The 26,081-nt window shown below is 50.9% G+C and carries 22 protein-coding genes; 6 read left to right on the top strand and 16 right to left on the bottom strand.

All coding sequences use genetic code 11. From position 1 onward, the window contains the following. Window positions 1-153: 153 nt before the first annotated feature. The gene (locus tag BMW93_RS30920) at window positions 154-1,155 is read right to left on the bottom strand and encodes a zinc-binding dehydrogenase (protein ID WP_090385738.1); all 1,002 of its coding nucleotides are present in this window, start codon (window positions 1,153-1,155) and stop codon (window positions 154-156) included. 99 nt (window positions 1,156-1,254) lie between these two features. On the opposite strand from BMW93_RS30920, the gene BMW93_RS30915 reads away from it, so the two are divergent. Continuing rightward, window positions 1,255-2,121: an AraC family transcriptional regulator gene (locus BMW93_RS30915; RefSeq protein ID WP_090385735.1), complete on the top strand. Its 867-nt coding sequence runs from the start codon at window positions 1,255-1,257 to the stop codon at window positions 2,119-2,121. 70 nt (window positions 2,122-2,191) lie between these two features. After that, window positions 2,192-2,530 carry a hypothetical protein gene (locus BMW93_RS30910; RefSeq protein WP_090385732.1) on the top strand — a complete coding sequence of 113 codons (339 nt, stop codon included), beginning with the start codon at window positions 2,192-2,194 and terminating at the stop codon, window positions 2,528-2,530. Between the two features lie 204 nt (window positions 2,531-2,734). On the opposite strand, the gene BMW93_RS30905 is transcribed toward BMW93_RS30910, so the two are convergent. From BMW93_RS30905 to BMW93_RS30895, 3 genes are all read right to left on the bottom strand, one after another. Beyond that, window positions 2,735-3,514, bottom strand: a complete 780-nt coding sequence (locus BMW93_RS30905; protein WP_090385730.1) for a HEAT repeat domain-containing protein — start codon at window positions 3,512-3,514, stop codon at window positions 2,735-2,737. Window positions 3,515-3,835: 321 nt separating this feature from the next. After that, on the bottom strand, window positions 3,836-6,478 hold the full coding sequence (locus BMW93_RS30900; RefSeq protein WP_090385727.1) for a c-type cytochrome: 2,643 nt from the start codon (window positions 6,476-6,478) through the stop codon (window positions 3,836-3,838). Window positions 6,479-6,584: 106 nt separating this feature from the next. Next, a complete protein-coding gene (locus BMW93_RS30895) occupies window positions 6,585-7,478 on the bottom strand; it encodes a LysR substrate-binding domain-containing protein (protein WP_090385725.1) in 894 nt (297 codons plus the stop codon). A gap of 201 nt (window positions 7,479-7,679) precedes the next feature. On the opposite strand from BMW93_RS30895, the gene BMW93_RS30890 reads away from it, so the two are divergent. Continuing rightward, window positions 7,680-8,573, top strand: coding sequence for a Nif3-like dinuclear metal center hexameric protein (locus BMW93_RS30890; protein WP_090385722.1), 894 nt, complete (start codon window positions 7,680-7,682; stop codon window positions 8,571-8,573). A 78-nt stretch (window positions 8,574-8,651) separates the two neighbouring features. On the opposite strand, the gene fdhA is transcribed toward BMW93_RS30890, so the two are convergent. Then, complete coding sequence (gene fdhA / locus BMW93_RS30885; protein ID WP_090385719.1) at window positions 8,652-9,839, bottom strand: formaldehyde dehydrogenase, glutathione-independent; 1,188 nt, start codon at window positions 9,837-9,839, stop codon at window positions 8,652-8,654. Between the two features lie 179 nt (window positions 9,840-10,018). Next, window positions 10,019-10,597, bottom strand: coding sequence for an O-methyltransferase (locus BMW93_RS30880; RefSeq protein WP_090385716.1), 579 nt, complete (start codon window positions 10,595-10,597; stop codon window positions 10,019-10,021). A gap of 201 nt (window positions 10,598-10,798) precedes the next feature. Here BMW93_RS30880 and BMW93_RS30875 point away from each other — a divergent pair, with 201 nt between their 5' ends. Then, the gene (locus tag BMW93_RS30875; protein ID WP_090385713.1) at window positions 10,799-11,812 is read left to right on the top strand and encodes a ScyD/ScyE family protein; all 1,014 of its coding nucleotides are present in this window, start codon (window positions 10,799-10,801) and stop codon (window positions 11,810-11,812) included. Between the two features lie 60 nt (window positions 11,813-11,872). On the opposite strand, the gene BMW93_RS30870 is transcribed toward BMW93_RS30875, so the two are convergent. Beyond that, a complete protein-coding gene (locus tag BMW93_RS30870) occupies window positions 11,873-13,036 on the bottom strand; it encodes an AI-2E family transporter (RefSeq protein WP_090385710.1) in 1,164 nt (387 codons plus the stop codon). 236 nt (window positions 13,037-13,272) lie between these two features. Between BMW93_RS30870 and BMW93_RS30865 the strand changes: the two genes are divergently transcribed. Next, window positions 13,273-14,007, top strand: a complete 735-nt coding sequence (locus BMW93_RS30865) for a DNA-formamidopyrimidine glycosylase family protein (RefSeq protein WP_090385707.1) — start codon at window positions 13,273-13,275, stop codon at window positions 14,005-14,007. 1 nt (window position 14,008) lies between these two features. Here BMW93_RS30865 and BMW93_RS30860 read toward each other — a convergent pair whose 3' ends face one another. The 7 genes from BMW93_RS30860 to BMW93_RS30830 form a co-directional block, all read right to left on the bottom strand. Continuing rightward, entirely contained in the window at window positions 14,009-14,956 is a 948-nt protein-coding gene (locus BMW93_RS30860) for a HipA domain-containing protein (protein ID WP_090385706.1), read from the bottom strand. Beyond that, on the bottom strand, window positions 14,949-15,281 hold the full coding sequence (locus tag BMW93_RS30855) for a HipA N-terminal domain-containing protein (protein WP_090385702.1): 333 nt from the start codon (window positions 15,279-15,281) through the stop codon (window positions 14,949-14,951). The genes BMW93_RS30860 and BMW93_RS30855 overlap by 8 nt, the downstream gene beginning before the upstream one ends. Window position 15,282: 1 nt before the next feature. Beyond that, the gene (locus tag BMW93_RS30850) at window positions 15,283-15,495 is read right to left on the bottom strand and encodes a helix-turn-helix transcriptional regulator (RefSeq protein WP_090385699.1); all 213 of its coding nucleotides are present in this window, start codon (window positions 15,493-15,495) and stop codon (window positions 15,283-15,285) included. A 243-nt stretch (window positions 15,496-15,738) separates the two neighbouring features. After that, window positions 15,739-17,352 carry a RagB/SusD family nutrient uptake outer membrane protein gene (locus tag BMW93_RS30845; protein ID WP_090385696.1) on the bottom strand — a complete coding sequence of 538 codons (1,614 nt, stop codon included), beginning with the start codon at window positions 17,350-17,352 and terminating at the stop codon, window positions 15,739-15,741. A 36-nt stretch (window positions 17,353-17,388) separates the two neighbouring features. Beyond that, on the bottom strand, window positions 17,389-20,826 hold the full coding sequence (locus BMW93_RS30840) for a TonB-dependent receptor (protein ID WP_090385693.1): 3,438 nt from the start codon (window positions 20,824-20,826) through the stop codon (window positions 17,389-17,391). A 184-nt stretch (window positions 20,827-21,010) separates the two neighbouring features. Beyond that, window positions 21,011-22,108 carry a FecR family protein gene (locus BMW93_RS30835; RefSeq protein ID WP_090385690.1) on the bottom strand — a complete coding sequence of 366 codons (1,098 nt, stop codon included), beginning with the start codon at window positions 22,106-22,108 and terminating at the stop codon, window positions 21,011-21,013. A 74-nt stretch (window positions 22,109-22,182) separates the two neighbouring features. Next, window positions 22,183-22,764 carry an RNA polymerase sigma factor gene (locus tag BMW93_RS30830; protein WP_090385777.1) on the bottom strand — a complete coding sequence of 194 codons (582 nt, stop codon included), beginning with the start codon at window positions 22,762-22,764 and terminating at the stop codon, window positions 22,183-22,185. Between the two features lie 213 nt (window positions 22,765-22,977). On the opposite strand from BMW93_RS30830, the gene BMW93_RS30825 reads away from it, so the two are divergent. Further along, window positions 22,978-24,861, top strand: a complete 1,884-nt coding sequence (locus BMW93_RS30825) for a T9SS type A sorting domain-containing protein (RefSeq protein WP_090385687.1) — start codon at window positions 22,978-22,980, stop codon at window positions 24,859-24,861. A gap of 35 nt (window positions 24,862-24,896) precedes the next feature. Here the strand turns inward: BMW93_RS30825 and BMW93_RS30820 are convergent, their stop codons facing one another. Further along, complete coding sequence (locus BMW93_RS30820; RefSeq protein ID WP_090385684.1) at window positions 24,897-25,454, bottom strand: hypothetical protein; 558 nt, start codon at window positions 25,452-25,454, stop codon at window positions 24,897-24,899. A gap of 18 nt (window positions 25,455-25,472) precedes the next feature. Further along, entirely contained in the window at window positions 25,473-26,072 is a 600-nt protein-coding gene (locus BMW93_RS30815; protein ID WP_229241036.1) for a 2'-5' RNA ligase family protein, read from the bottom strand. Window positions 26,073-26,081: the final 9 nt, after the last annotated feature.

The raw sequence follows: 26,081 nt of genomic DNA, 5'->3' as shown, positions 1-26,081 counted from the left end.
AAAAGCACTCCCAAGAGCGGCTTTTTGACCCTTTTAATCAAACCAGGCTTCTATGAAGTCTGAAAAATCTAAAACGGCCGATTTACAGCCAAATGGATTCCGGGCTTTTTAGTCAGCCCCAACTTTTTCCTTTCCTCCCTTTCCTCCATTTACTTAAATATTAGTCAAAACAATCTTCCCAAACTGCTTGCCTTCGTGCATGTAATCGAAGGCTTGCTGGGCGTCCGACAATGCGGGGTAAACTTTGTCTATAATGGGCCTGATATCATGCGCTGAAGTAAACGCGAGCATATCCTTAAACTCCTGCAGAGTCCCCATCGTCGTGCCGAGAATGGAGAGGTTTCTCCAATACACTTTATTGGGGACGATATTCCCGATCGGGCCGTCGGTACCGCCGAAGAAAACGATCCTGCCGCCCGGTTTCGCGGTCTCGATGAGGTTGCCGAATCCTTTGCCCGAGGCACTGTCCAGCACGACGTCGAACCCGCCGGTTACCTCTTTCGCTTTCTGGAACCAGTTTTCTTCCTTGTAATTAAACCCGTCGACCGCCCCGAGTGCTTTGGCTTTCTCGATCTTGTCCTGAGATCCGGAAGTGACGTACACTTTTGCACCAGCCGCGATCGCATATTGCAGCGCGAGCAACGCCGTTCCCGCACCGATACCGGTGATCAATATCTGTTCACCCGCTTTCAATGCGGCGCGTGTGAACAATGCCCGGTAGGTAGTAATGCCCGCCAACGGCAATGCGGAGGCTTCGATGTCGGTCAGGTGTGCCGGCTTTTCGTGGACATACTTAACATCCACCGCAATGTATTCTGCGAATGTGCCCGGTTCGGGATTGCCGAGAATCTTGAACTGGTCACCAAATGCGGTTGGATTATCACCCCAATCATGGCTTGGGTTGATGATCACCGCTTTACCAATCCAGGCCCGATCGACATTCGCTCCGGTTTCGACCACAGTACCGAACCCGTCCGAGCCAAGAATAAGTCCGGCTTTCGGACCTGCGTACTGGCCTTTCTGTATCCATACGTCACGGTGGTTCAGCGAAGAGTAGGCCAACTTGATCAACACCTGGTTACCGGTTGGTGCCGGTGTTTCCACTTCCTTGATTATAAGCGGGGTATTCGTATCGGTCAAAAATGTTGCTTTCATGATGTGAATTGATTTTGTGTTTGACAATGCAAATTTGTACCGAATTTTAGTTAATTTTACAGTACAATTTTTCCAAAATCCGGTACACTTCCCGCAAGCATGAAAGAAAACCTCCACGAGCCTTTTGAAATAATTTTCAAAGAGCTTGACGAATGCCCCAAACCGACGCATCAGCACAATTTTTTTGAACTGATTTATATTTTGGAAGGCACCGGCATGCAGGAGATCAACCAGCATACTTTCCGGTACAATGCCGGCCACATGTTCCTGCTAACGCCCGAAGACACCCATTCATTCGACATCGAAACGACTACGAAATTCATTTTCATCCGTTTCAATGATGTGTATATCAAAGGAAATACCTCGCTCGTGAGCGCTTCGCAGCGGGAAGATCTCCTGCAACGGCTGGAATTTATTTTGCAAAATGCCAGCCATCAGCCCGGATGCATTCTCAAAAACCAGACGGACAAAAGCATTATCAAACCGCTCATGGAGGCGATTATCCGCGAATATGTCAACCGCGACGTGTACAACCAGGAGCTTATCAGACAGTACGTCAACACGATGATCATCCTCGTCGCCCGGAATATCGCCATGTACCTGCCGGAAAAAATCACCGAATGCAGCGAAGAAAAAGCGATCGACATTCTGCAGTACATCCAGGCTAACATTTACCACCCCGAAAAAATCAAAGCTGCCCACATCAGCAGCCATTTCGGCATATCGGAATCTTACCTGGGGCGGTATTTCAAGAAACACACCAATGAGACGATGCAGGAATACATCGCGAATTCTAGAGTTAAACTGGTCGAAACCAGGCTACTGCACAGCAATATGCGAATGAACGAAATCGCAGCCGAGCTTTCATTTACGGACGAAAGCCACCTCAACCGGTTTTTCAAAAAGAGTAAGGGAATGAGCCTCGGCGAGTACAGGCGTAAACACCGGGTCGTAGCGGCTATTTGAATGCAGCTTCAAATGCTCTGGAATAGTATTTGAAGGAGATTTCTAATCATCAAACTAAAAACCATTTCCTATGAAATCGCTTAAAACATTCATACTAGCCCTGGCACTAACGATTCCAGCCTGCGCATTCGCACAATCCGGCGACGCCTCCTCACGGTCATCGAGACAGGAACAGAAGTACCAGCGCAAGACGAAACGCCACCACATCAAAACAGCCGATACGTCCGACCTCAACGCGATCCTGAAAGATTCAGCCAATGCAGAAACCGGCCCGATCCTGAACGACAACGGCAACGTTAATTCATCCGGCACCGTCGATGGCAGCCGCAGCAGCACCGGCCGGCCTGACGCCGATACGACCACATCCTATACTGTGAAGCGGAAAAAGACAGTTATCCGGAAGCCGTAATAATTGGGAGATCGGAGCCTTTTGATCTCCCAAATAGCCTTTACCTAAGCCGCTTCAAAACCCTCTCCACCCGTTTCAGCTTGGATTCTTGTTCAAAATCCCCCAGCCGGCCAGACAGCGTCAGGAAGAATGCTGCTTTGTGCGCACCTCCGATCACCGGTAAGGCATTCTCCGCATACATCGGCAGTTGGTTGGGTGGGCAACTCAGCCACTTTTCCGCTTGCGATCCGGGTAATGCGCGTCGATGATTTCAATCGCCTCAGCCTGCGTGAGCGCTGCGAAATTACGATAACGGTGGTGTACATCAATAATTTCTTCCAGCGCGGCGTCGACGAGCGGGGGATTTTCCCAATCTTTCAAATGCGCCAGTACTTTCAAGAGGCATCCCTTTTTATAAGCGATCTGCCCGATCACGTGTACGAGCGTGTTGCGTACGCGAGCGGTGCGGTCGTGTTGGAGTTCCTGCAAAAGCGGCAGAATGTCCTCGGGATGTTTGCGGCCTCGCAGCTCGATTCCATGGCAAATCTCGCGACGGATTTCCTTGTTCTCATGGTGCAGGTATTCCCGTGCCCAGGCCAGCACCGGTTTGGGGTTCACCTCCCCCATTTTTTTCACCGAACCGATCACCGCGTTTCTCGGTGAATGGTGCGGGTCTTTCAAACCTTCGTCGAAATAGAAGCGAACTTCTTCGAAATCCTGCATACCAATTTCTCCGGCTGCATTGATGACCGTTTGCCTGACTTTGAAATCCGGATCAGACAAAAATTGAAAGAGTAGTGTGAGGATCGCCGACTGTAATGCTACCTCCTCAAAATACAGCCGCCCGGTAACGAGATAGGCCGATTTCCGTATATAGGTATCGTCATCTGCGAAGAATAGATGTGCTTTTTGAAAATTCCGGCCTTTTAATGCGTCCATGATTTCGCCCCGGATCGCCTGCACGCGATCGGTTCTTTCGGATTTCGACAAATCGTAAAATGCCACGGGACTAGGGGAATCTGATCAAAAAAATCCCCGGCGAACGCGGAGTGCCGGGGGATGCTGTATAAATAAACGTTGAGTAAGAGACGATGGGTGCAAATGTTATATAACTCAACAACTACAAACTACTTCTATCAGACTACTAATTTACCGCAAAATTGCAGATTCAGCAAAAAAATGGCCATAAACGCGTAAAAATTCGTCAAAAAAGCAGCATTCTACATTTTTGATGTCTAAAAACCACAAAACCGCAACCTGGCTTTGTAGAAACAGAAAGCCGGCCCGGGTAATCCCGGACCGGCTTGGAGACATTCTTATGAAATATTATTTCTTCTGCTGAGAAAGGAAGGTGATCAACGAAGCAAATTCCTCGTAGGAAAGCTCATTGGCCAACCCCGGAGGCATCATTGATGTTTCCAGTTCCTTTCGAGAGGTAATATTGGCTACCCGGATCGTATTCACCTGACCGGTAATGTCGCGGATAACCAGCTTCTCAGCCGATTCTTCGGAAACAAAACCCATATAAGTTTTGTCGCCTTTGGTCGTGATCATCACAGACGCAAAACCCTGGGAAATGGAAGCATTCGGCTTCAAAATCGACTCGGCAATTTGTTCACGGTTCATGATCGAACCGATCTGGCCCATGAACGGACCTTTCATCACCTCACTGCGGCTCAGGCTGTGGCAGGCTACGCAACCCTGTTTCGTGAACAGTTTTCGTCCCGTCGCAGGGTCACCCTGTATTTTCGCGATAGCGAGCATCACGTCCTCGATCGATGACTCACCTACCTGTCCTTTTTTATTGCGGATCTTTTCCAGGTCGACTTTCACTTCCTCTTTCGCCGCCACTGCTTCCTCTCCGCCAAATTCGGTGATACCCATGCGGTTCCGGGCATTCAGGTCGGCGAAGAACTGTTTGTCGCTCGCATTGTTAAACTCCTTCATTAGAAAGTCTTTTACTTTGGCGGACGACTCCCATTCAACGGCTTTGTAGTACGGGCCATGGGTATCCGGGCGTGTGCTCCACCACCATGAGCCGTCGTAGTCAGCTTCTTTTTTGTAGATCCTTCCCAATGTCGTGAGAATCTGGTCTTTCAATGCCTTATCGCTGGTTTTGCCATAAGCTGCGATCAACCCGTCGACTGCCTTGGGATCGTGCATGTAGCGCAACGCCCACAATGCGATCGTCGAGTTTTCGGTACCGATTGCTTTCACGCAGGCATCCACGGCATTCAACGCCACCAGTGCGCGCACGGCAATGTGCGGCGTTACAATCGCCGAGTTCGGGGTAGCGTGAGGCCCTTCGGTACCTTTCGCCGGCGCCACAAAAGAGCCCGGTACTTTCACTTTCAACAGTGCTTGTGCACCTTCCGGCCTGCCCAAACGGCCCAATCCGATCGCCGCAGCCAGTTTTTCGCGGGCATTGCCGTTTTCCAACGCTTTCAGGAACGGCTCTACAGGTACTTTGGCCACATACGGCTTTCGGTCGGCCAGCGCGCGTAATGCATATTCACGCATATCGTTTTCGGAAGCCAGTTTCCCAAGGTTATCGATGCCTTCCGCACCCGCTGCCTGTGCGTAGGTGTACATACCTGCTACGCGTACATATAAAGGCGCTTTCTTGTCGTCCGCAACAGCCCACGCCGCTTTCGCTGCGTCTTTTGCAGGGCGTTTCAGCAATTCCTGCTGCGCCGCCAGGCGCTGTACAGCACTTTCCGACCGCAGCAATGCCGCCAGCTGTTTCACCGACGACTTACTGATGTCTTTGAATGCCTTATATTGCCAACCCTGAGGCACGGCACGTGAAATGAAGCCTTTGCCCGGGTTACCCGAATAACCGGCGCCATCCCAGGCAGCGAGGTAAACGCGGCCCGAAGCATCGACATCGAGGTCGGTAACCTGCGAAAGTTTGATAAATTCCTCCTCTTTCTGCTGGAATGTAGGCCCGTCGGGCGTTACGCGGTGCACGTACACCTGGCTGCGGCCCCAGTCGGCCATCATCGGTACGCGGTTGTATTTGGCCGGCCAGGTCGGATCGTCCATAAAGAGCGAACCCGTTCCCGAGCCGCCGCCGAGGTCGATCAATGCGGGGATAATCTCTTCTGTAAAATTCTTGAACAATACCGGATAACCATATTCGCCCGACTGGATCTGGTTGCTGAAACGGATGTTCCAGCCGCCGCCGTCGTTCGTATTGTCGCGGGTGAAAATGTTCATATAAGGATCGATCGCCACATCGTAAATGTTACGAAGTCCGTGGGTATACACCTCCATTTCGGTACCGTCGGGACGTACACGAACGATACCACCGCCCAACTGGGTCATTTTCTTGCCCGACCGGTCGAGCGCGTCGTGGAAACCAAAATCACCTACGGCGATGTAAATCCATCCGTCGATACCCATACGGATACCATTGGTCGCGTGGTCGGTACCACGGCTTTGGAGGAATTTGGGAGAACATACATTCTGGATAAGCGGCTTTGCCGGACCGTCGGCCACACCGTCGTGGTTTTTGTCTTCCAGCACTACCAGATCCATTCCCGAAGCCTTGCCGGTTTCCTTGGAAAAAGTGGTATGCAAAACAAATACCTGGTCGCCCTGCGCAATAATCCCGCGAGGGTTATCCAACGTCGCGAAAGTGGTGTGCTGGTCTACCTTGCCATCATTATCGGTATCGACAAGCCGCATAATGCTGCCTTTCCCGGGCGTTTTGCCCAGAGAGCCGATCATATCGACCCCGACAAATACCTCACCCGTGGGCGCTACCGCCAGACAAGCCGGGCTTGGCGTAAGATCGTGGCCTGCGAAATGTGTTACATTCAGTTCTGCCGGCCATGCGGCAGCGTTAGGAAGAGAGTCGGCGCGGGTCAGGTTCCGGGGTTCGGACCTTTGTTCTTTTTGAAGGGTTCCGGTCGTAGTCCATAACATTAGCAGGAATGCCGAGACGCTTAATGTGATTTTTAACATAAATTATTTAACATAAATAAGTTCAACCCTTTCACTCAGAGTTGATTGATACAGTACATAGATTCTTAAAATAGGATGCCGTGCAGAACTACTCTAAAAAACCACCCTATTTCCGCTGGTAAAGGGCAAAACGCATAAAAAGCTCCGGCAAAGCCTCCTGCTGGCCGTGAAGGGTGGTAAAATGAAAGTGACGGTCGATCGACAGCCCTTCCACATCTACAATGCGACATTCCTTGCTTTGCAGTTCTTTCAATACCGCATGCACGGAAATGAACGCCATACTATCGGAATGGAGAATGTACAATTTCATACTCTCGCTGCTGCTGAGCTGCATTTCCACGTTCAGGTCGCCAAGTCCCAACCCGATCGACTTCAATGCATGCCCGATCACTTCGAGCGTGCCCGAGCCGGGTTCGCGGAGTAGTAACGGAATTTCGCGCAGCTGGTCGGCATTGACCACGCCCGTCGCGGCTATCGGGTTTCTGCTGTTCGCTACGAGCACGATCTCGTCGTTCAGGAACTCGGTATATTTGATGGCTGCATTCCTGGAAAATCCTTCAATTACCCCCAGGTCGATCTCCTTGTGCTGCAATGCATGTTCGATCTCCTCTGTATTCTTCGTCGTAAGCGTGACCTCGATGTTATGAAACTTGCGATGAAATGCGGCCAGGATCGGCGGCAAAATATACTGCGCCGCCGTAGTACTCGCGCCCAGCCGGAGCTTACCGCTGTTCCGTTGCGAAAGACTGTTGATTTCAAATTCAAGATTTCGGTAAATATCGAAAATCTGCTCCGCATGATGCAGCAGTATTTCCCCGGCGGGCGTGAGGCTGATCTTCGAGCCGTTACGCTCAAACAACTTGGTTTTCAACTGGTTTTCCAATTCATGGATATGCTTCGTTACCGCCGGTTGCGTAATAAAAAGCTCGGCAGCGGCTTTGGTAAAGCTCAGGCGCCGGGCGACGGTCTGGAAAACTTGCAGGCGGAAGTCAAAAACCATGAAATGACAGTTCAGTGAATATGTAAAAGCAAAGAAAAGGCTTTCATTACAAATGCCCGCAGTGTGGTCAGGTATGGTCAGGAATAAATATTAATTGTTTTATATTGAGAGAAATCTTGAAATGAAGTCGCTAAACTGTCCCTAACAAGTCCTGACAACACTTGACTACACCCGACAACACCTGACCATTCCTGACCAAAAATGAAAACACCCGACCCAAATCGCCGCCGTTTCATCGGCCAGGCCGCATTATCCACCGCAGCATTCACATTCCTGGCGCCCGAAATACTCGCAGGCACTGCGCCGAAGGCATATACCGTCCAGCAGATCATCGACCTGATCCTCAAAGAGGGCAACCTGAAACCGATCCCGGACACGGTTGACACCATCAAATCCGGCAGTCCCGACCAGGCTGTGACCGGCATTGTAACCACTATGTTCGCAACCGCGAGCGTCATCGAGCAGGCTGCGAAGCTGAAAGCCAACTTCATCATCGCCCACGAACCGACCTTCTATAACCACCGCGACGATCCGGAATGGGTAAAAGGCAACGAAGTCGTGAAAAAGAAACAAGCCCTGCTCGAAAAGCACAAAATCGCCGTCTGGCGATTTCACGACTACTGCCATTCCCTCAAACCGGACGCGATCCGCTACGGCGTCGTCAAAAAAGCCGGTTGGACGCAATACTATAAAAACGAAACCGCCGCATTGACCATCCCTGCTATCACCTTGGGCGATCTCGTGAAGCACCTGAAAACCAAACTGGGCATCCAGAAACTCCGCGTCATCGGCGACCTGGGCCAATCCTGCTCCAAGCTCGCCATCATGCCCGGCGCAGCAGGCGGTCAGCGGCAGGTATCCGTAGCCGTAGCCGAAAACCCGGACGTCCTCATCGTAGGCGAAACCCCGGAATGGGAAGGCGTGGAATATGCCCGCGACGGGCGGTTGCTAGGTTCCAGAATGGCGCTCATCGTGCTCGGCCACGCCGTGAGCGAGGAGCCCGGGATGGAGTATTTCGTGGAGTGGTTGCAGCCGAAGATTTCAGGGATTAAGGTGACGCATCTGGCGTCGGGGGATCCGTTTCAGTGGATTTGAGTGTCGTGTTACAACATTAAATCCGGAAAGAGTTTGCATTTGGATACAAACTCTTTCCGGACCGTACTTGACTCCCTTCTAAACAATCATCCCGTGCGGGTCAATCACAAACTTCTTGGCGGCTCCCTTGTCAAAATCCGCGTACCCTCGCGGTGCGTCTTGTAATGTAATCACCTCCACATTCACGGCTTTCGCGATTTTGATTTTGTCGTACAAGATCGCATTCATCAGGTTGCGGTGGTATTTCATGACCGGGCATTGGCCGGTATAGAATGCGTGCGATTTAGCCCAGCCGAGGCCGATGCGGATGCTCAGGCTTCCTTCCTGGGCCGCTTTGTCTTTGGCGCCCGGATCACCGGTGACGTAGAGGCCCGGGATACCGATAGCGCCGCCGGCCCGGGTGACGGCCATGGCGGTGTTGAGAACGGTGGCAGGGCGCTCCTCTACCGCCTGGGCGCCATGGCCGCGGGCTTCGAAACCCACACAGTCGACGAAGCAATCCACTTCGGGGACGCCGATGATTTCAGCGATGGCTTGTTCCAGTGGCGTGTCCTTCGTGAGGTCTATCACCTCGCAGCCGAAGCTGGCGGCTTGTGCGAGACGTTCGGGGATCATATCGCCTACGATCACCACGGCGGCACCGAGCAAATGGCACGAAGCCGCGCATGCGAGCCCGACAGGGCCCGCGCCCGCTACGTACACGATGGAGCCCGGCCCTACCCCGGCTGTAACTGCGCCGTGGTAGCCGGTCGGGAAAATATCGGATAGCAGGGTGAGGTCCTTGATATAGGCCATTCCCTGGTCCTTGTCGGGGAATTTCAGGAGGTTGAAGTCTGCGTAGGGCACCATCACATACTCGGCCTGCCCGCCTACCCAGCCACCCATGTCTACGTACCCGTATGCGGCGCCGGGGCGCGCGGGGTTTACGTTGAGACAAATGCCGGTTTTACCCTCTTTGCAATTACGGCAGCGACCGCAGGCAATGTTGAAAGGCACCGAAACAAGGTCACCGACTTTGATGAATTCGACGTCGCTCCCGGCTTCGAGCACAATGCCGGTGATCTCATGCCCGAGTACGAGCCCGGCCGGGGCGGTGGTACGCCCGCGAACCATGTGCTGGTCACTGCCGCAGATGTTGGTGGAAACGATTTTCAGGATGACGCCGTGTTCGCATTTCCGGTTACCTAACGCGAGCTTCGGGTACTCGATTTCCTGCACTTCGACCTCGCCGGGCCGGATGTAAGCTACTCCATGGTTTTGGCACATAAGCTAAGATTTAAGGGTTGGTACTAAATCTTTGATCATTACAAGATCTTCTTACAATTATCAAAGTCAAGCCTTTTAATTCCTTAATTTACTCCTACATAAACCATAAAAACTTACAAATCGCCCTCCGGTTGTGCCAGAGGGCGATTTCAGGAAATGATTGGAAAGAATGTCGTCGCTCAGAGCTTCACCGCGATGATAATGCCGGTCGCCCAAACCTGCTTGGTAACGGACAGATCCTCGCGGCTGTCGAGGTATTCTATCAGATTGAGTGCTTTTTGATCGTGACCTTCGGGCCAGTTGGGTTGCGGCAGCATGTCGTCGATAATGTAAAATGCGCCGGGATTGAGCATGTTGAGCACCTCATCCAGCAAAAGGTATTTGCCATGCCAGGTATCGGCAAAGATGTAGTCGTATTTTTCCTCGAGGTGCGCATTCACCCAGTCCTCACCGTCGGTATGTACGAGCACGAGGCGCGGGTCTCCGCCGAGGTGTTGTTCTGCGATTTCAAGGAAGCGGGCGTCGTTATCGATCGACACGAGCGTGGAATGCGCATCCATGCCATCGAGTATCCAGGACGTGGATAGTCCGGAACCCGTACCGAGTTCCAGGAACTTGCTGCCGGGCTTCGAGGCGGCGAGGGTTTTGAGTAACGAACAGGTGTAAATGTCGGAAGCCATTGTGAAACCCGAGGCTTTGGTAGCCTCATCGATGGAAAGGTAAGCGGCCGGTAACGGTTGTCGGATATCCTGGTTCATAAGCGGTTTTGGTGGTGGATTTTGACTCGCAAACAATCCAATTCCGGTGACATATGAAAGGATTCGGTCACAAATTTACCGGTCACTCAATTCCCTTGATAATGACGCATTTAGACAATAGTAGAGAAACTCAAACCCCTACTTTTGCTCACAACTTCTACAAATTGCCTTTCTACGCTATTCACCCAAAACTCAACTGCAATGAAAAAGCATTTCCTCTCTTTACTTGCATTTGCATTGATGGCATCCCTCGTCGCCATCGACGCTTGTACCGACCACGGTGACCCGGTACCAGAACCCACTCAATTCAGTGTTTCGCCGTTTGTCAGCGGCCTGCGTGCGCCCATTGGACTGGCGATCGACGATCAGGGCAACTTCTGGGTTACCGAAGGCGGTACCGGCAAAAACGATGGCGCACTGGTGATGATCACGCCCCAGGGTGCGAAAACGACCGTCGTTACCAATTTCACATCCGTCATCAACCAGGGTAATGTCGAGGGTATCAGCCATTTGCTTTATGACAATGGCACGCTATACCTGTTACATGGCATAGAAGGTTTGCTCTACGTGATCGATGTAGCCAGCGTACTTTCGGGAAGTTTGCCCAAAGACAAGGCTACACTACCCACCGAGAATATCAAAGCATTTGTAGTAACTAAAAACCTTACGTTCGATAACAATTCCAATGCATTCTCGCTCACGAAAGGGCCCGACGGCCACCTTTACATCGTGGATGCGGGAGCGAATGCGGTCATCAAACGCCACAAAGACAACCACATTCTCGATATGTTCACCACGTTCCCGCCCATAGGAGTGAACAGGGATCCGGTCCCTACCGGCATTGTATTCGACGGTACGCATTTTGTGCTCAGCAGCCTTACGGGTTTCCCTTTCTCGCCAGGTTCGGCGCACTATTACAAAGTGGATCAGACCGGCGTGATGGTTCCCGTCAAAAAGGGCTTCACGACGCTTACGCACCTCACATTGACCGTCAACAACAAGCCCCTCTTTTTGCATTACGCCGATTTCACGATGCCTCCGGGAGGTCCCGGCAATCCTCCGGGCTTCAAACCCAATACCGGCTCGGTGCAGAACGAGGATGGCGCGACATTGGTAAGCGGGCTGGACAGACCAACGGACATCAAACGTTGGGGTGACCGCACGTTCTATGTACTCAGCCTCGGCGACGGTACTATCAAGAAGCTGGATTATTGATTTACAATATATTTAATGAAAACAGGCAGGTATTCGTCCGAATGCCTGCCTGTTTGGTTTTCAGACCAATGTCTGCTGCTTGTCTTCCGCTTCGCGCGGGTTCACGACCTGGGCGGGCGGATCGTTGGGCATGGTGTCGCCCAGCAATTTTCCCCAGGGTTTAAGCTCGTCGATGCGATCAAAAATGATTTTTAGTACTGCCACGAATGGTATCGACAGAAACATCCCGCTCACGCCCCAGAGCGTCCCGCCGAGCAGGACTACCAGAATGGAAATCAATGCATTTACCGATACTTTGGACGACACGACCCGCGGCACGATGATATTGTTGTCCAGAAACTGGATGATCGTATAAGCGCCGATGATCAGTAACGGTGTGGTATATCCGTCCTTGGTAATGAACGAAATCAGCACCGGCAATGCAATGGCGATAATGCCGCCAATGTACGGGATCAGGTTCAGGATCGCCCCGATCACGCCCAGCAGGAGCGCGTACTGCACACCCAGGATGAGCAATGCGATGGAGTTTAACGTCGCGATAATGGTCGTTTCGATCATCAACCCTACAATATAGCTTTGCACCGCGCCTTTGGTTTCCTGCAAAATTTCGGCTACCTGCTCGGAATTGTTTTCATCAAAAACCTCGAATATAAAGTTGAGGATCAATGGTTTGTAAAACAAAAGCAGGAATATATAAAGTGGGATCAGTACAAAATAGCTGATAATTCCAAAAAGTGTATTGACCGTCTTGCCTACATACGTCCGACTGTTGTTGATCGCCTCGTCGAGCATGCTCATTTGTTTTTCGGTGGAAATGCCGAAACTCGACGAGAGCCAAACCTGCAAATTGTCGAGTAACTTCATTGCCTTCTTTTCCAGCTGCGGGATCATATCGCCGAACTGAACAATTTGCGACGACAAGAAAAACGTAATGCCGGCCACCACCAGAATAGCGATGAAAATCGTGAGCACGATAGCTATAACCTTATTGAATTTCCACTTTTGAAACCGGTTGTAGATCGGGTTGAGCAGCACCGCAATGAGCCCGGCGAACGCGAACGGGACAATGATCTCCTGCAACAGGTTGAGAATGTAAAAGAACAGATAGAGCCCGATCAGGGTCATCGGCGCTTTGATGTAGAAGGGGAAACTGTCCCTTGCGCTAAGCCATTCGGGCAGTTCGGGAGTGGTTTCGTGCTTGCGACTTTTGAAAAATAGTCCCATAATAAGATGTCAGTAATGGAAAGTAAGGTTTACGCTATTCGACTTCGTAATGGTTACAAGAATAGTGCCAGAGTTGAGGAAGGGTGGAAGAAGGGAGGAGCCTTTTATCGAAAATCGCGTAGCGATATAACATTGGTAGCAATGCCAATGTGTAGCAATCCGAAAATCCCGTCAGGGGATTTATCTTCCTTGCTTAACTCTGGCACATTTTTAGAAAAGAGTTCGAAAAAAACGCCATGCCCGAAGGACCATCTATTGTTATTTTACGAGAAGCCGTTGACGAACTCGGGCTGAAAGGCAAGGTTATCCGCCACGTGGAGGGTAATTCCAAGATCGATAAGGATCGGCTGATCGGCGAGAAAGTGACCGATTTCAAGTCGTGGGGAAAACATTTCCTGATCTGCTTCAAGGACTTCACCATTCGTATCCATTTCATGCTCTTCGGCTCCTACCTCATCGACGAACAAAAGAAAACCCCGCCGCGTCTTAGTCTCGTTTTCGACAAGCATGAGCTGAACTTTTATACTTCGTCCGTCCAACTGATCGAAGCGCCGGCGGATGAGATTTACGACTGGTCGGCCGATATTATGTCCAAAACCTGGAAGCCGACAGCCGCATTTAAGAAGCTGAAAGAAAACCCCAAAATGCTCGCTTGCGATGCCCTTTTGAATCAGGATATCTTCGCTGGCAGCGGTAATATCATCAAAAACGAAGTCCTCTTCCGCATACGGATGCACCCGCTCAGCAAGCTCGGCGAAATCCCCGATGCCAAATTGAAAGAACTGGTTAAAGAAACCCGGAACTACGCCTTCGATTTCCTCGAATGGAAGAAGGAATTCACTTTAAAGAAACACTGGCTCGCGCACACGAAGAAGATTTGCCCCCGGTGTGACATTCCGTTTCATAAGGAATACCTGGGGCGCACGAAGCGTCGGAGCTATTTTTGCGAGAATTGCCAGCGGCGGTATTGAGTTAGTTCAGGCGCTGGTATCGTTCGTTTAACAAATGGCTATATGCAGTTTTCAAATCGTCGGACAGGAAAGAGTTACCGATCCAATCCATCGCCAATGGCTTATTTTTGAGAAAACGGCTAAATACCCCTTTAATCTGCTTCGCATTCAACCCCATACCCTCGGCAAAACGCACGAAATGCTCCCGTTCGAGCTTCCGTTTTTTACCTTCCAGCGTCAATGCAAGCTCCTCGGAATCTTCCGGGTTCACGATCGTGACATTCAGCAGATCATAAGCAGGTGCAAGCGACCAGCCCGAACCGCTTTTTATCATGGAAAAATTTTTGAGGTGCATATCATTATTCCCCGTCAGGAAGCTAAAAATAGTCAGTTCAAACAGCGTCAGCTGATCGAGTAACGTGTTGACCGAATACTGGCGCAGCGCTTTACCAACCCGCTCCATAGACCCCTTGTATTTATCGAACGCTTCCAGAATTTGAAACATATCCAGCATGTGGACTTTCCTATCCCCTTGCACCCGGTCGATTCTTTTGGTAATGTATGAAAGCTCTCCCGATTCCAACCGGATCAGGCTCGATTTTACGGTTTGAAGGCCAAAAGCTCCCGCTATGCGCATAGTTACATGCTCATTCTGAGGCATTTCTGGGTATTTCTCGACCGGGGGTTTAAAAATGTATCCTCCTCCCATGGCACCGACGATTGTAAGCCTGCCGCGATTGCCGTTCGATAATACCTCGTTCACAATCGATAGCGACAATTTGGGCTGTACACCAGGCACTGCTACGCTTCGTTCCACAATATTTTTTGCCAGCTCAGCCATTTCGGCAAAGGAATAGCCTAATGCGGGAGGCGTTTTCAAACCAAAAAATTCAGTACTGCAATGCACGTGAAAATCGCCCGAAATGTCTTCGTCCAGCGGTTTGTAGCAGTATAGGCATTTTCTATTCATCGTCGTGCTGATCAGGTATAACGCTCACGGCACCGATGCAATTCTCACAACAAGCCAGTAACAGGCCCATGCGGTCGTTTGGGTTGACCTTCCAGCTTTTGGAAGCGATATCCAGCAGCCAGCCTTCGGGTATCAAGCCTTCAAAGAATGGGAAAAGCCGCTTTTCCATGTAAACCTTCTCCGTGACGGGCATTGAAAAGGTCAGGTATTGATCGGGAAAATCGTGGACATACTCCGAATGATAGGCGAAGGTGTAGAGCCCTTCGTCTGTCTCCATCAACGTCCCGGCCAATACCTGATCGTAGTAAATTGACGCGCTTCTCATTCTAGTTTTCCTCTAACGGCTTCATCATTACAGGCCCCAACTCGTGGCCAAACATCCGCAAAACCTGGTTTACTTTATCCAGATTGAGATTCTCTTTGCCCTGCTCGATTTTACGCACAACGGTCAGCGCTACGCCAGCCTTCTCGGCAAACTCCTCTTGCGTGAGCCTTACATTCTTTCGCCGTGACTTTACAAACTGCCCTAACGTTTCCATTATATGCTTTTAAATATAATTACGCCAAATTTACAAAAATTATATTTAATTACATATAAATTATTCATTTCAAGTAAAATTATATTTATTTACATATAAAAAATTCTCATTAGTATGCTTTATATGCATTTAAATATAAAAAAAAGAAGGAATGGAGAAAGGAGGATGGAGAAAAGAAAATCTAATTTCTCCCTCATTCTCCCCTTCCTCCATTCCTTCCTTTCCTCCCTCTCTACCTTCAACCTACCACCCGGGATTCTGCACCAGTTCAGGATTCAATGCGATTTCATTGATCGGCAAGGGCCACAGATAATCTTTCGCAGAGTCGAATTTGCGGAAGCTGGCGGCTTGTACAAGGATGATGTTATCCGGCGTAAGATTGACGGTAGCCGCGGCGAACTCGCCTTTGAAATAGAAGTTGCCCAAAACCGGTTTTACGAGCTCCGTTTCCGCCGTTTTCCAGCGGATGATATCCCAGTACCGGAAACCTTCCTGCGCAAGCTCGACGCGGCGCTCGCGACGGATTTCTTCGCGCAGATCGAGGCCGTTTGTTTTGGCAAATGCATTGGTCAGCTTCGCGATCTGGCCGCGTTCCCGCAGCAGGTTCACGGACACATCCAGTTCTGCATCGGTAATAGCCCCATTAAGTTCATAGGAAGCTTCGGCGAAAGTCAGTAACACTTCGGCATAGCGAAGCAACGGGCGGTCGATGGTCGATGCCTGGCTGTTCCAGTCGTCCACATTCGCGAATTTGCGGAACATGTAGCCGGTTTTGTTAAATACAAGATTCGCAATATCGAAGATCGGCTTCGTGGTCATCATCGCATCCCCGCGCTTCATGAATGTAGCGCTCATGCGCGCGTCGCGGTTTCTAAACACCTTGTGGGACGAATCGGGCAAAGTCCACAGTGGCGATTTGGTAAGCGGAAGCCCGTCTTTCATCAGGTAGGAATCAGCCAGACTTTTCGTCGGGTTGACATTCCCGTTTTCCAGCGAACCGCGGTAGTAGGAATGCGTTACGACGCGCTCGGTGTTGGAAACGCCGTACTGCTTTACAATAATGTTCTCCTTGTTCTGACGACCTTCCCCCGCCATTTGAAAAAGGTCGAAATAGTTTCCGAACAATGCGTGCTCCTTGCTGTCGATCACGGCCTTGCTGGATGCCACTGCCAACGTTAGGTGCTTGGTAGCATCGCCTTTGGAATGGAACTTCGCAAATGTTCCTTCGAACAACGCCACGCGAGCCTTGAATGCCTGCGCGGCAGTTTTGGAAATGCGGCCGAAGTCGGCTGTGCCTAATGAGGTAATGGTAGGCAAGTTCGCGATTGCAAAATCGAGGTCGGCGTAGATTTGATCGACGATTGTTTCACGCGGAGAAGCAGGCTGGCGCAGCTCGGGGCTGTTCTCATCGAGCGTTTTCAGGATTAGTGGAACGCTCCCGTATTTCTGCACCAGACCAAAATACGCCCACGCACGAAAGAAGCGGGCCTCGGCAAGGTAACGGTCCAGCACCGCTGGGGTCACTGCCGCTCGCGGAGCCTTTTCGACAATGTTGTTAGCAGCGCGGATCAGGGTGTAAGGCGTATTGTAATCGCCCGATGCGGTTGCAGGCGCAAGCCGTGAACCGTCACTGATCGTGTTTGAAGCCAGACCGAATGCGTCGTCGGACCACACGTCATCATTGTTGAAGCCCGGCAGGAACGTATACAGATAGTTGTTTGCAGCTTTGATGTCCGATTCCGAAGTCCAGAAACTGTCGTCGCTGATATTCGTCTCGGGCAGGCGGTTCACGTCACACGATGTCAGCCCGGCAAGAAGCGAAAGGCCGATAAAAGCTCTTTTAATGGTTATTTTCATTGATATTTGATTGAAAGCCATGATCAGTCTACAATTTTAGAACGACACATTGATACCCATCGAAGCCGTCGCAAAGAACGGATAGTCGTTTTCCACACCGTCGCGTGTTTCGGGATCGAAGTAGCCCTGGAATTTACCCAGGCCGGAGAATGTCAGGATATCCTGGCCGGAAAAGAACAGCCTCGCACGCGAAACTTTGATCCGCTCGGTAATGCGTGCAGGGATCGTGTAGCCGAACTGGATGTTTTTCAGTCGGATGTAGCTCGCGTCGAGCGTCCATTTATCCGAGGCAAGGTAGTTGTGCGTACCGCCCGTGTAAGGTCTCGGGAACAGCGCATCGGTATGCTCGGGCGTCCAGTAGTCGCTGTGGATACCCATTGCCTGCTTCCAGGTCACGAGCAGAGGGGCAATGGATTCCGCCGTGGAACGGTAACTGCGCTTGCCAACACCTTGGAAAAATGCGGTGAAATCGAAACCTTTCCAGCTCGCACCAAGATTTACCCCGAACAGGTAGCGGGGCGCAGTAGTACCGAGCAGGACGAGGTCACCATGGTCGGCTACGGTACCTTTACCGATCGAAAGACGCTTGTCGCCGTTCACATCCACATATTTAACATCGCCGGCGCCGGCACGGTTATCCTGGAATGCCCACTCCTTCACTTCGTCGGAATTATTGAAGTAACCCGCTGTCTTGTAACCCCAAACGGTGTTCAGCGCATACCCTTCTATTAGCCCGTTGGTTCCAGTTGAAACCACTGTTCTGCCCGAGAAATTGATGAGCTTGTTGTTGTTATCCGAGAAATTGATCGCTACGGAATAGTTGAAATCCTTGCCGATTTTGTCGCGGAAGCGTAACTCCGTTTCCCAGCCCCACGATTTCAGCTCGCCATTGTTTTTTCTGGGCGTACCCACCCCGATCACGCCCGGCAACTGCTGGGGCGTGAGCATATTGCGGTTGTATTTCACATAATAATCCCCGCTGAATTGCAGCCGGGTTTGCAGCAAGCCGATATCGATACCACCGTTGGTCGTTTCGATGGTTTCCCAGGAAAGGGCTGCGGAAGGGATCGAACCCTGGTAGATGAAGGAGGTCCGCGAATCGCCCAACACGAGGTTATTGCCGCGCGTCAGCTGGCTCAGGTAGTCGTAATAGCCGATATTCGTGCCCAATGCGCCCCCCAGGCGGCCCCACGAACCGCGCAGCTTAAACTCGGAAAAGAATGGCAGTGGCGTCGCAAACCAGTTTTCCTGATGCAAATTCCAGCCCACGGAACCCGCCGGAAACACTTTTCTTCTCAGCCCCGGTGCCAGCTTCGAGCTTTCGTCCAGCCGGATGGTCGCTTCGAGCAGATATTTGTTTTTATAGTTGTAATTAAATCTTCCGAAGACAGACTGGAATGCATACGTCGCGATGATCTGCCGGTTGCTTTTCGTTTTATCGTCGCCCAGGTTCAACGTCGGTAAATCATTGCTCACCAGGTTGGTAGCTCCGGTAGACAAGGTATCCGTCCGAAAATCCTCCCATTGATACCCTGCGAAAAGCCCGAAGTTATGGTCTTTGCCCAGCGTAAAATCATAGTTGACCAAAGCCTGCAAGTTGGTATTCTTGGTCACATCATTAGTCACCGTGTATCCATTGATCTGATTTACATAACCAGCTACCTTGGATTTGCTCCAAAGCGGCACGGTGCGGTTGAACTGCTGGCGGTCGCCGCGGCGGTACTGCGTTCCTGCGATCGCGCGGATCTGCAAACCTTTGACGAAATTGGCGGCGGTCAATGTAAACACCCCATCGAAATAATTTCTGCGGTTTTCATTGTAGCCTCCCGATTCAAGGATCGCATACGTATTGTTCGCTGTGTTATAGCGGCCCTCGGGCGTAAAAAACGGGTTTCTGGTCCGGAAACGGTACACTTGGTAGATCAAACCACTATTGTTCGCCTCTACCGAAGCCGTTCTGGCCTTGTCGTTGGTGTAAGCTAAACGGCTGTCCAGCGTCAGGTGCTTTGTGAGTTGCGAACCGAGGTTCATCCGCACATTATAGCGGTTGTAATTATCCGGCCCTACTTTGAAAACGCCTTGTTTGTTGTAATAACCTCCCGAAATCAGGAAGTTCAGCTTCTCCGTTCCACCGCGCGCAGTAATGTTGTGCGTGCTCATGGACGTGTATTTGCGCAAGATCTGGTTGGCAATCGGGTCCTGGTTGTAATACAAATAAGACGATGTATCAGCCGGGTTCACAACGTACGGCACACGATCGCGGATGCGCTGGATTTCCTCATCGGTATATTCGGGGCTGCTGCCTGAATTCTGGCGGGCAAGGTTTGAGAACAATGCTTCGTCCATCAGCGACATACGGTCGGGCACATTCAGCGACCAGTCGATACCTTGCTGGCCCAGGTAGTCGAATGTAACTTTACCGGATTTCCCTTTTTTAGTGGTAATCAAAATAACGCCTCCCGCTGCCTGCGCACCGTAAATCGCTGCGGCGGCCGCATCTTTCAGAACGCTGATACTCTCCACGTCGTTGGGGTTCATCGTTTGCATGGTGCTGATGGGCACGCTCACACCGTCAAGCAAAACAAGCGGGTTTACATTACCATTAGCGGATGTCGCGCCGCGGATCTGGATATTGACGTTTTCGCGGCCAGGCTGACCTGTCTGCCGGGTAACCACGAGCCCGGGCGTCACCCCCTGCATACCTGTTGCGAGGTTACTGGATGGCCGGTTTTCGATGGCCTTCGAATCGATTGTCGATACCGCGCCGGTCAGGTTTGCTTTTTTCTGCGTTCCGTAACCGACCACCACGATTTCTTCCAGGGCACGGTCGTCCGTCAGTAACTGCACATCGATCGCGGTTTTGGCGCCAACAGGAACTTCCTGGGAAATGTACCCTACGAAACTGAATATCAAAGTCGCATTCGCGTCAGCGACCGCAACTTTGTATCGGCCCTCGGAATCGGTCGTCGTACCCGTTTGAGTGCCTTTCACGAGAATGCTCACGCCGGGCAGGCCTGTGCCTGTATTATCTGTAACCGTTCCCGAAATGTTGATCTCCGCGCCGGCTTGGGTAGCCGAAGGAGCAACCGCTTCATCGACCGCCGCTTCGGAAGTATTCAGCTGTCTTTTAAGGATGATTTTATCGCCAGAAACCTCATATTTCAGTCCCAGCGGTTGCAGGATACCTTCCAGCACTGCCGAAAGCGGTTTGTTTTCAGCTTCAAAACTGATCTTGCGTTGCGACTTGATAATTTCCCTGCTGTACAAAAAACTGACATTCGCCGACTTTTCGAGCCTCGATATCACCGACTCGATCCGTTCGTTTTCTACCGAGATCGAAATTCGCTGGTTGAGCATTTCCTGCGCTGCACCGTTTTTGGCCCAGCTGAACTGCATGAACAGCAGCATGAGCAGCGTCTGGATCCCCAGCAAACTGCGCACGGATTGATTGGAACCTGTTGAGGTTAATTTCATTGGTTAAAGAATTTCATGATTGGTTAAAGTTTAGAAAAGCGGCGTGTTGCCGCCGTTGCATAGGTATCCGGCGGGCACCTTCAAAATCTGGCATAAGCCATTAATAGCAGATTTGTTTTTGCATAAATCAGTCGTTAAGTGAGAATTTTCTGAGGGTTAGGGGCACCCGGCTAGGGGTGTACGGCTAGGGACAGCCGGCTCCGGAAATGGAGACTATGTCGCCGTCGACGATAAATGACGCCTCGGTAGCCAGGCATATCAAGCGTACTTTTTCGAGGAACGGCTCGTCTTTGAGCGATGCCGTGACTGTGCATTGACTCATCTTTTCTACGTCGAAAAGTATTTTTACCGCATAATGCGTTTCCAGTGTCTTGAAAGCCTCTGACACCGGCGTAAACTGGAAGTTAAAAGGCTCAATCTCGATCGGAATGGTGGCTTCGGTACGAGCCGGCCCGGTGACCGAACTGACGAGCCGGTCATTTTTGCGGATCAGGCTTACGCGTTGGTTGGGATACAGCATAAGCGATTTCGCGGCATCGTCGCCATCCGCCAGCACAGCTACCTTGCCTGTTTTGACGGCTACTTCGGCCTCGGCCTGGCCAGGGAAAGATTTTACCCGAAAGCTGGTTCCTAAAACCCGGGTTGTAAGCTTGTCGGTATGAACGAGAAACGGCTTCGCGGGATTTTTGACTACTTCAAAAAAGCCCTCGCCGTCGAGGAACACGTCGCGTTCCGCCCCATTCATTTCCTTTACAAAACGAATGCTGCTGCCTTTGCTGAGCAATACCGACGAGCCATCGGGCAGATTCACCAGCATAATAGTCTGTGATTGGTTCTCGCGGATTATCCATTCGCCACTTGCCGAGTTGCCTATCACGGCTATACCTTTGCCCGCAATTCTGCTGTCACGCCCCGCCCTGCTCCACCAGAAACCCAGCCCGATCACCAGCACCGCTGCCGCCGACCAGCGCAGCCAGCGCCACAACGGCAATGGTTCGCTGCTATCAGTTTCAGCAGGGTCGATGCCGGTCGCGGCGCTCAGCATTTCACGAAGCCTTCCGGCGCCCTCGCCGGCGTCCTGGGCTTCTTCTGCCGCGTTGCCGAAGATCACAAGCAGCATAGCCACCGCCTTTTCGTAGGCGGGCCGCTTTTCGGGATACCTGTTGAGAAAATCTTCCCAAAAAATCTTGTCTTCCAGCGACCGGTGCTTCACCCAATCGCGGAAACGGTTATTTTGAAGGAAATCTTCGGGAGCATTCAGATCGTAGTCAGGCCTGTCCATTCTTCATTTTTCAAATGATTTCTATGATATTATGAATGGCAGGAACCGATATACCCTCGGAAGAAGAAAAAAATTTAAAAAAAGAATAGGTTTAATACCATTGTCACAAACCACCTCGCACGGATGCGGGTGAGGCCTTTTTGAAGAAAATTGGAAACCGATTGCCGGTTGACGCCCATGAGGCCGGAAATATCCGCCACACTCATGTTCTCGTAGTAGCGCAGGTATAGGGCCTCGCGCTCACGCTTGGGCAACGCCTCCATGTGCGCGTGCATCTGCGCCACGAGGCCGTTCAGCGTCTCCTGCTCGATCAGCAGCGACTCCGCATTGAAGTTTTCGGGTAAAGATGTGTCCCAATCCAGCGACTCCTCGGTCGCAAAGCGCTGCTGGTACCGCATATGCCCCAGAATGCTGTGCCGGATGGCTTTGAAGAGGTAAAATTTGACCGACGGCGTCTGACTAATCCGCTCACGGTTCTGCCAGAGGTCGAGAAACAGGTCCTGGATACAGTCCTCGACAATGCTTTCGTCGACAAGGAACTTCACCCCGTACCGCCGCAAAGCGCCATAATACCGCTCGGCGATCACGCCCAGCGCCTCATTATCGCCATTACGGTAAGCGAGCCAAAGCGCGCCGTCGTCGGTGGTCCTGTCCAAATTCCCCAAAAGTTTAAATACGCAGTGTTTTATTAACTGGCATAGACGAGGAATCCTGCGGTTCACCTGACAGGACAATTGCATATTTATAAAAATGATCATAGTTGATCACCGCAAATTATCACTTGCGTCCCTGGCTCGGAAATTTTGCCTTAATTTGCACGTTGTTTAATACCAGTTACTAACTCACCTCTCTATCTTTTAAAATTATTTATGTATTCATTTTTTACTGCGCTTAACAGGTTCTTTTTACTTTTCCTGTCCCTCACTTTATCAGCTTCTTTAACCCACGCACAGGGATGGCAACCGGGAAAAAAGATCGTCGCTAGTGACCGGACTAATTTTGGCGGATTCGGTCAGGTGGTATCAGTATCCGGAGATTATGCCGTAATCGGGGCATTAGAGGACGACGGTGCCGCCGACGGCAAACCTGCGCTCGCCTCTGCCGGGGCTGCCTACCTGTACTTTAACGATCATGGGACCTGGACCCAGGTTAAGAAACTTTACCCTTCCGTAAGGGCAGTAGGTGCTTATTTCGGCAGGTCAGTTTGCATTAACGGGGATTATATCATCATCGGATCTGAATCACAAACAGACGGCAATGAGCAAAATCCAATACAGGGTGCAGGTGCCGCTTACCTGTATGCGAAGGATCAGGGAGGACCGGGTAATTGGGGTCTTGTAAAGAAAATCACTTCTCCTAATCGTCAGTTTCGCGAATATTTTGGTAGCAGCGTCGCCATTGAAGGCAACTACGCGGTCGCAGGCGCCTATTACGAAGCCAGAACCTATATCCTTGAAAGAAACGCCGGTGGTAACGATAACTGGGGCACCGTTAAAATGTTGCTTCCGCTGACGGGAAATAGTTTCAGCAGCTTCGGAGGAAATGTGGCCATAAGTGGTGAACACGTTGCTATTAGTTCCTATTCCGACGACAATTCGGGAACCGGCCCAGCGCTCCAGTATTCCGGGTCTGCCTACATTTTCAAAAGAAGCCTGGGAGGAACGAACAATTGGGGTTTGGCAAAAAAAGTTACCGCCCCAGTCAAATCAGAGTGGGCAACCTTCGGTTCCTCCATCGCTATTGACGGCGACTATGTGGTGGTGGGAGCCCCGAATGAAGGGGCCATGCAAGGATCTACTCCGGTGTCTGGCGCAGGTTCCGCATACCTTTTTGCCAAAAACAACGGAGGAGTTGATCAATGGGGCCTTCACAAGGCACTGACTCCGAACATCAGAAATTCCTCTTATTTTGGCGTTTCTGTTGCAATAAAGGGTAGCTCAGTCGTAGTCGGTGGCTATTCAGATGACTTTGATTATAAGAACGAAAATTTCGTCAGCAATGCAGGCGCGGCGTGGGTTTTTTCCGAAAACCGCGGTGGCACCGGGAATTGGGGACAAACGGCGAAAATTCATGCTCCTGATAGAGATGAAGACGAAGTTTTTGGCAATGCAGTAGCATTAAATGAAACCCAAATCATCGTAGGTTCCGCTCAGGAGCATAACGGCGGCCCTTATCAGATAGGATATCCGGGCGCGGTGTACAGCTTCTCGCTTGAAAGTGCCTTACCGGTAAAACTTGCCAGTTTTTCCGCTAAACAAAGGGAAGCGCAGGCTCATTTGAGCTGGACGACTACCGAGGAAACGAATTCAAGCCACTTCGAAATCCAGCGGAGTGCGGACGGGCGCGCTTGGATAACGCTCGAAAACGTAAAAGCTGCCAACGAAAGTCATGTGGCGGCTCATTATGATGCATTGGATAAATCACCGCTGGCAGGCCAGAATCTCTACCGGCTCAAAATGGTAGACAATGACGGTTCGTTTGCATTTAGCAAAATTCAGACTCTTGCATTCGATGGCCCTCAATCCTTTTCGTTCTATCCAAATCCTGCAAGGGATCATTTACAGCTAACCGAAGCGGTTTTAAACAATATTTCTTCCCTGAAACTACTCGATCAGACTGGCAAAACGGCTTTTGAAACAGTCAGGCCGTCTGCCATTATCCAGACCGGCCACCTTTCCGGTGGATTATATTTTTTGCAAGTCACGAAGAAAGACGGAACTGTAACAACCAGCCCGGTAGCTATTGGCAAGTAGCCAGGGAGAACACTCGTTAGTACGGAGGCCGGCGATCAGGGCTTAATCAGGTACACTACATTATCGCTACTTGGATGATAATGAGCATGAACCCTGTGGCCGGCTTCCAGCTGCATATACCAGTCCTCCGAAACCTCGACAGGCAACACCTTCCCGCTCACCGGATGCGGCACGTACACATAGAATGCCCTGGGTATTTTCGTCTCATTCTGCGCCCGGCGCAACCTGATCGTTTCTTTTGATTGCACCTTTAAATAGACCTGCAAATTCATCGATGACCTGGGGAAAAGCCAGTATTTCCGAATGTAATACACCACGGTGGGACTAACGTTCAGCATAAAAATCAGTCCGACGAGACCGATGAACAGCACTCGTCCATTCGGCTCCCCAAATATCCATTGGACAAATGCATTCTCAAACTGATTGAGGTAGCTATTCGTTTCTTCCCTTTTCCAAAAAAGCGCCACCCATGTGATGACGAAAATGGTCGACATCACGTAGAATACTATTCTATCCCACCGGCGCTTGGCTTTTGTCAGCCGGTATGAGATGAAGTCGGCGTGGAATTCGTTGGGGGCGTAGGTTTGGGGCATGGGCTAGAATAGCTCCGGTTAAAATAAACTGATCTGCTCCCCTGCCGCATTCAATCCAAGCAAAGGAATTGTATCAATCACCTCATACTGGCGCCGTTTCTCATTATACTTACGGATCACAAATGAATCGCAGAGAAACCCGGCCTCATATTCCGTAAAAAGCGAATAAGCCAATGCAATCCATTCACGCGTGAGCCTGCGCCCAATTGACATATGCGGGTTCTTGGACTCATCCGCCCATTTCTGCATGTATTGCTTTTTGAATTTTTTATCGAAGGCCTTCATGATCATCTGAGTCCGCTCTCGGATGGCGTTGGATGATTCTTCGGTTGGTTTGATGTAGAATGCAGAAAAGTTGGCACGGTCGAAGTCGGCGAAGCCGGAGAAGTTGAGTTGGAAAGGGGCTAATGGGGAAACTAGTTTGATATATTCGGCCAGGATTAATGGATAATCCGCCTCCGCAGCATCGAAACCGTCGAGGGAAATGTGCCCGTCGGCGTTGGCGCTGCCGTAGCTTTTGCCGGTAGCATCGCGGAAGAGTTGCTTGAAGCCTTTGACTTCTTCATGGATAACAGGCGATGGCATGATTGCCAGGGAATAGGAACAAATGTCAGGCATAATTCTTTA

Source organism: Dyadobacter sp. SG02 (assembly GCF_900109045.1).
Taxonomy (GTDB): Bacteria; Bacteroidota; Bacteroidia; order Cytophagales; family Spirosomataceae; genus Dyadobacter.
Note: the sequence above shows the minus strand (reverse complement) of the source record. Positions and strands in the feature narration are given on the sequence as shown.

Coding starts and splice junctions, on each gene's coding strand:
- BMW93_RS30815 (WP_229241036.1), bottom strand. CDS start 26,072: ATGCCTGACATTTGTTCCTATTCCCTGGCAATCATGCCATCGCCTGTT.
- BMW93_RS30900 (WP_090385727.1), bottom strand. CDS start 6,478: ATGTTAAAAATCACATTAAGCGTCTCGGCATTCCTGCTAATGTTATGG.
- BMW93_RS30865 (WP_090385707.1), top strand. CDS start 13,273: ATGCCCGAAGGACCATCTATTGTTATTTTACGAGAAGCCGTTGACGAA.
- BMW93_RS30915 (WP_090385735.1), top strand. CDS start 1,255: ATGAAAGAAAACCTCCACGAGCCTTTTGAAATAATTTTCAAAGAGCTT.
- BMW93_RS30855 (WP_090385702.1), bottom strand. CDS start 15,281: ATGAGAAGCGCGTCAATTTACTACGATCAGGTATTGGCCGGGACGTTG.
- BMW93_RS30820 (WP_090385684.1), bottom strand. CDS start 25,454: ATGCCCCAAACCTACGCCCCCAACGAATTCCACGCCGACTTCATCTCA.
- BMW93_RS30870 (WP_090385710.1), bottom strand. CDS start 13,036: ATGGGACTATTTTTCAAAAGTCGCAAGCACGAAACCACTCCCGAACTG.
- BMW93_RS30890 (WP_090385722.1), top strand. CDS start 7,680: ATGAAAACACCCGACCCAAATCGCCGCCGTTTCATCGGCCAGGCCGCA.
- BMW93_RS30875 (WP_090385713.1), top strand. CDS start 10,799: ATGAAAAAGCATTTCCTCTCTTTACTTGCATTTGCATTGATGGCATCC.
- BMW93_RS30895 (WP_090385725.1), bottom strand. CDS start 7,478: ATGGTTTTTGACTTCCGCCTGCAAGTTTTCCAGACCGTCGCCCGGCGC.
- fdhA (WP_090385719.1), bottom strand. CDS start 9,839: ATGTGCCAAAACCATGGAGTAGCTTACATCCGGCCCGGCGAGGTCGAA.
- BMW93_RS30910 (WP_090385732.1), top strand. CDS start 2,192: ATGAAATCGCTTAAAACATTCATACTAGCCCTGGCACTAACGATTCCA.
- BMW93_RS30835 (WP_090385690.1), bottom strand. CDS start 22,108: ATGGACAGGCCTGACTACGATCTGAATGCTCCCGAAGATTTCCTTCAA.
- BMW93_RS30880 (WP_090385716.1), bottom strand. CDS start 10,597: ATGAACCAGGATATCCGACAACCGTTACCGGCCGCTTACCTTTCCATC.
- BMW93_RS30860 (WP_090385706.1), bottom strand. CDS start 14,956: ATGAATAGAAAATGCCTATACTGCTACAAACCGCTGGACGAAGACATT.
- BMW93_RS30825 (WP_090385687.1), top strand. CDS start 22,978: ATGTATTCATTTTTTACTGCGCTTAACAGGTTCTTTTTACTTTTCCTG.
- BMW93_RS30850 (WP_090385699.1), bottom strand. CDS start 15,495: ATGGAAACGTTAGGGCAGTTTGTAAAGTCACGGCGAAAGAATGTAAGG.
- BMW93_RS30840 (WP_090385693.1), bottom strand. CDS start 20,826: ATGAAATTAACCTCAACAGGTTCCAATCAATCCGTGCGCAGTTTGCTG.
- BMW93_RS30920 (WP_090385738.1), bottom strand. CDS start 1,155: ATGAAAGCAACATTTTTGACCGATACGAATACCCCGCTTATAATCAAG.
- BMW93_RS30845 (WP_090385696.1), bottom strand. CDS start 17,352: ATGAAAATAACCATTAAAAGAGCTTTTATCGGCCTTTCGCTTCTTGCC.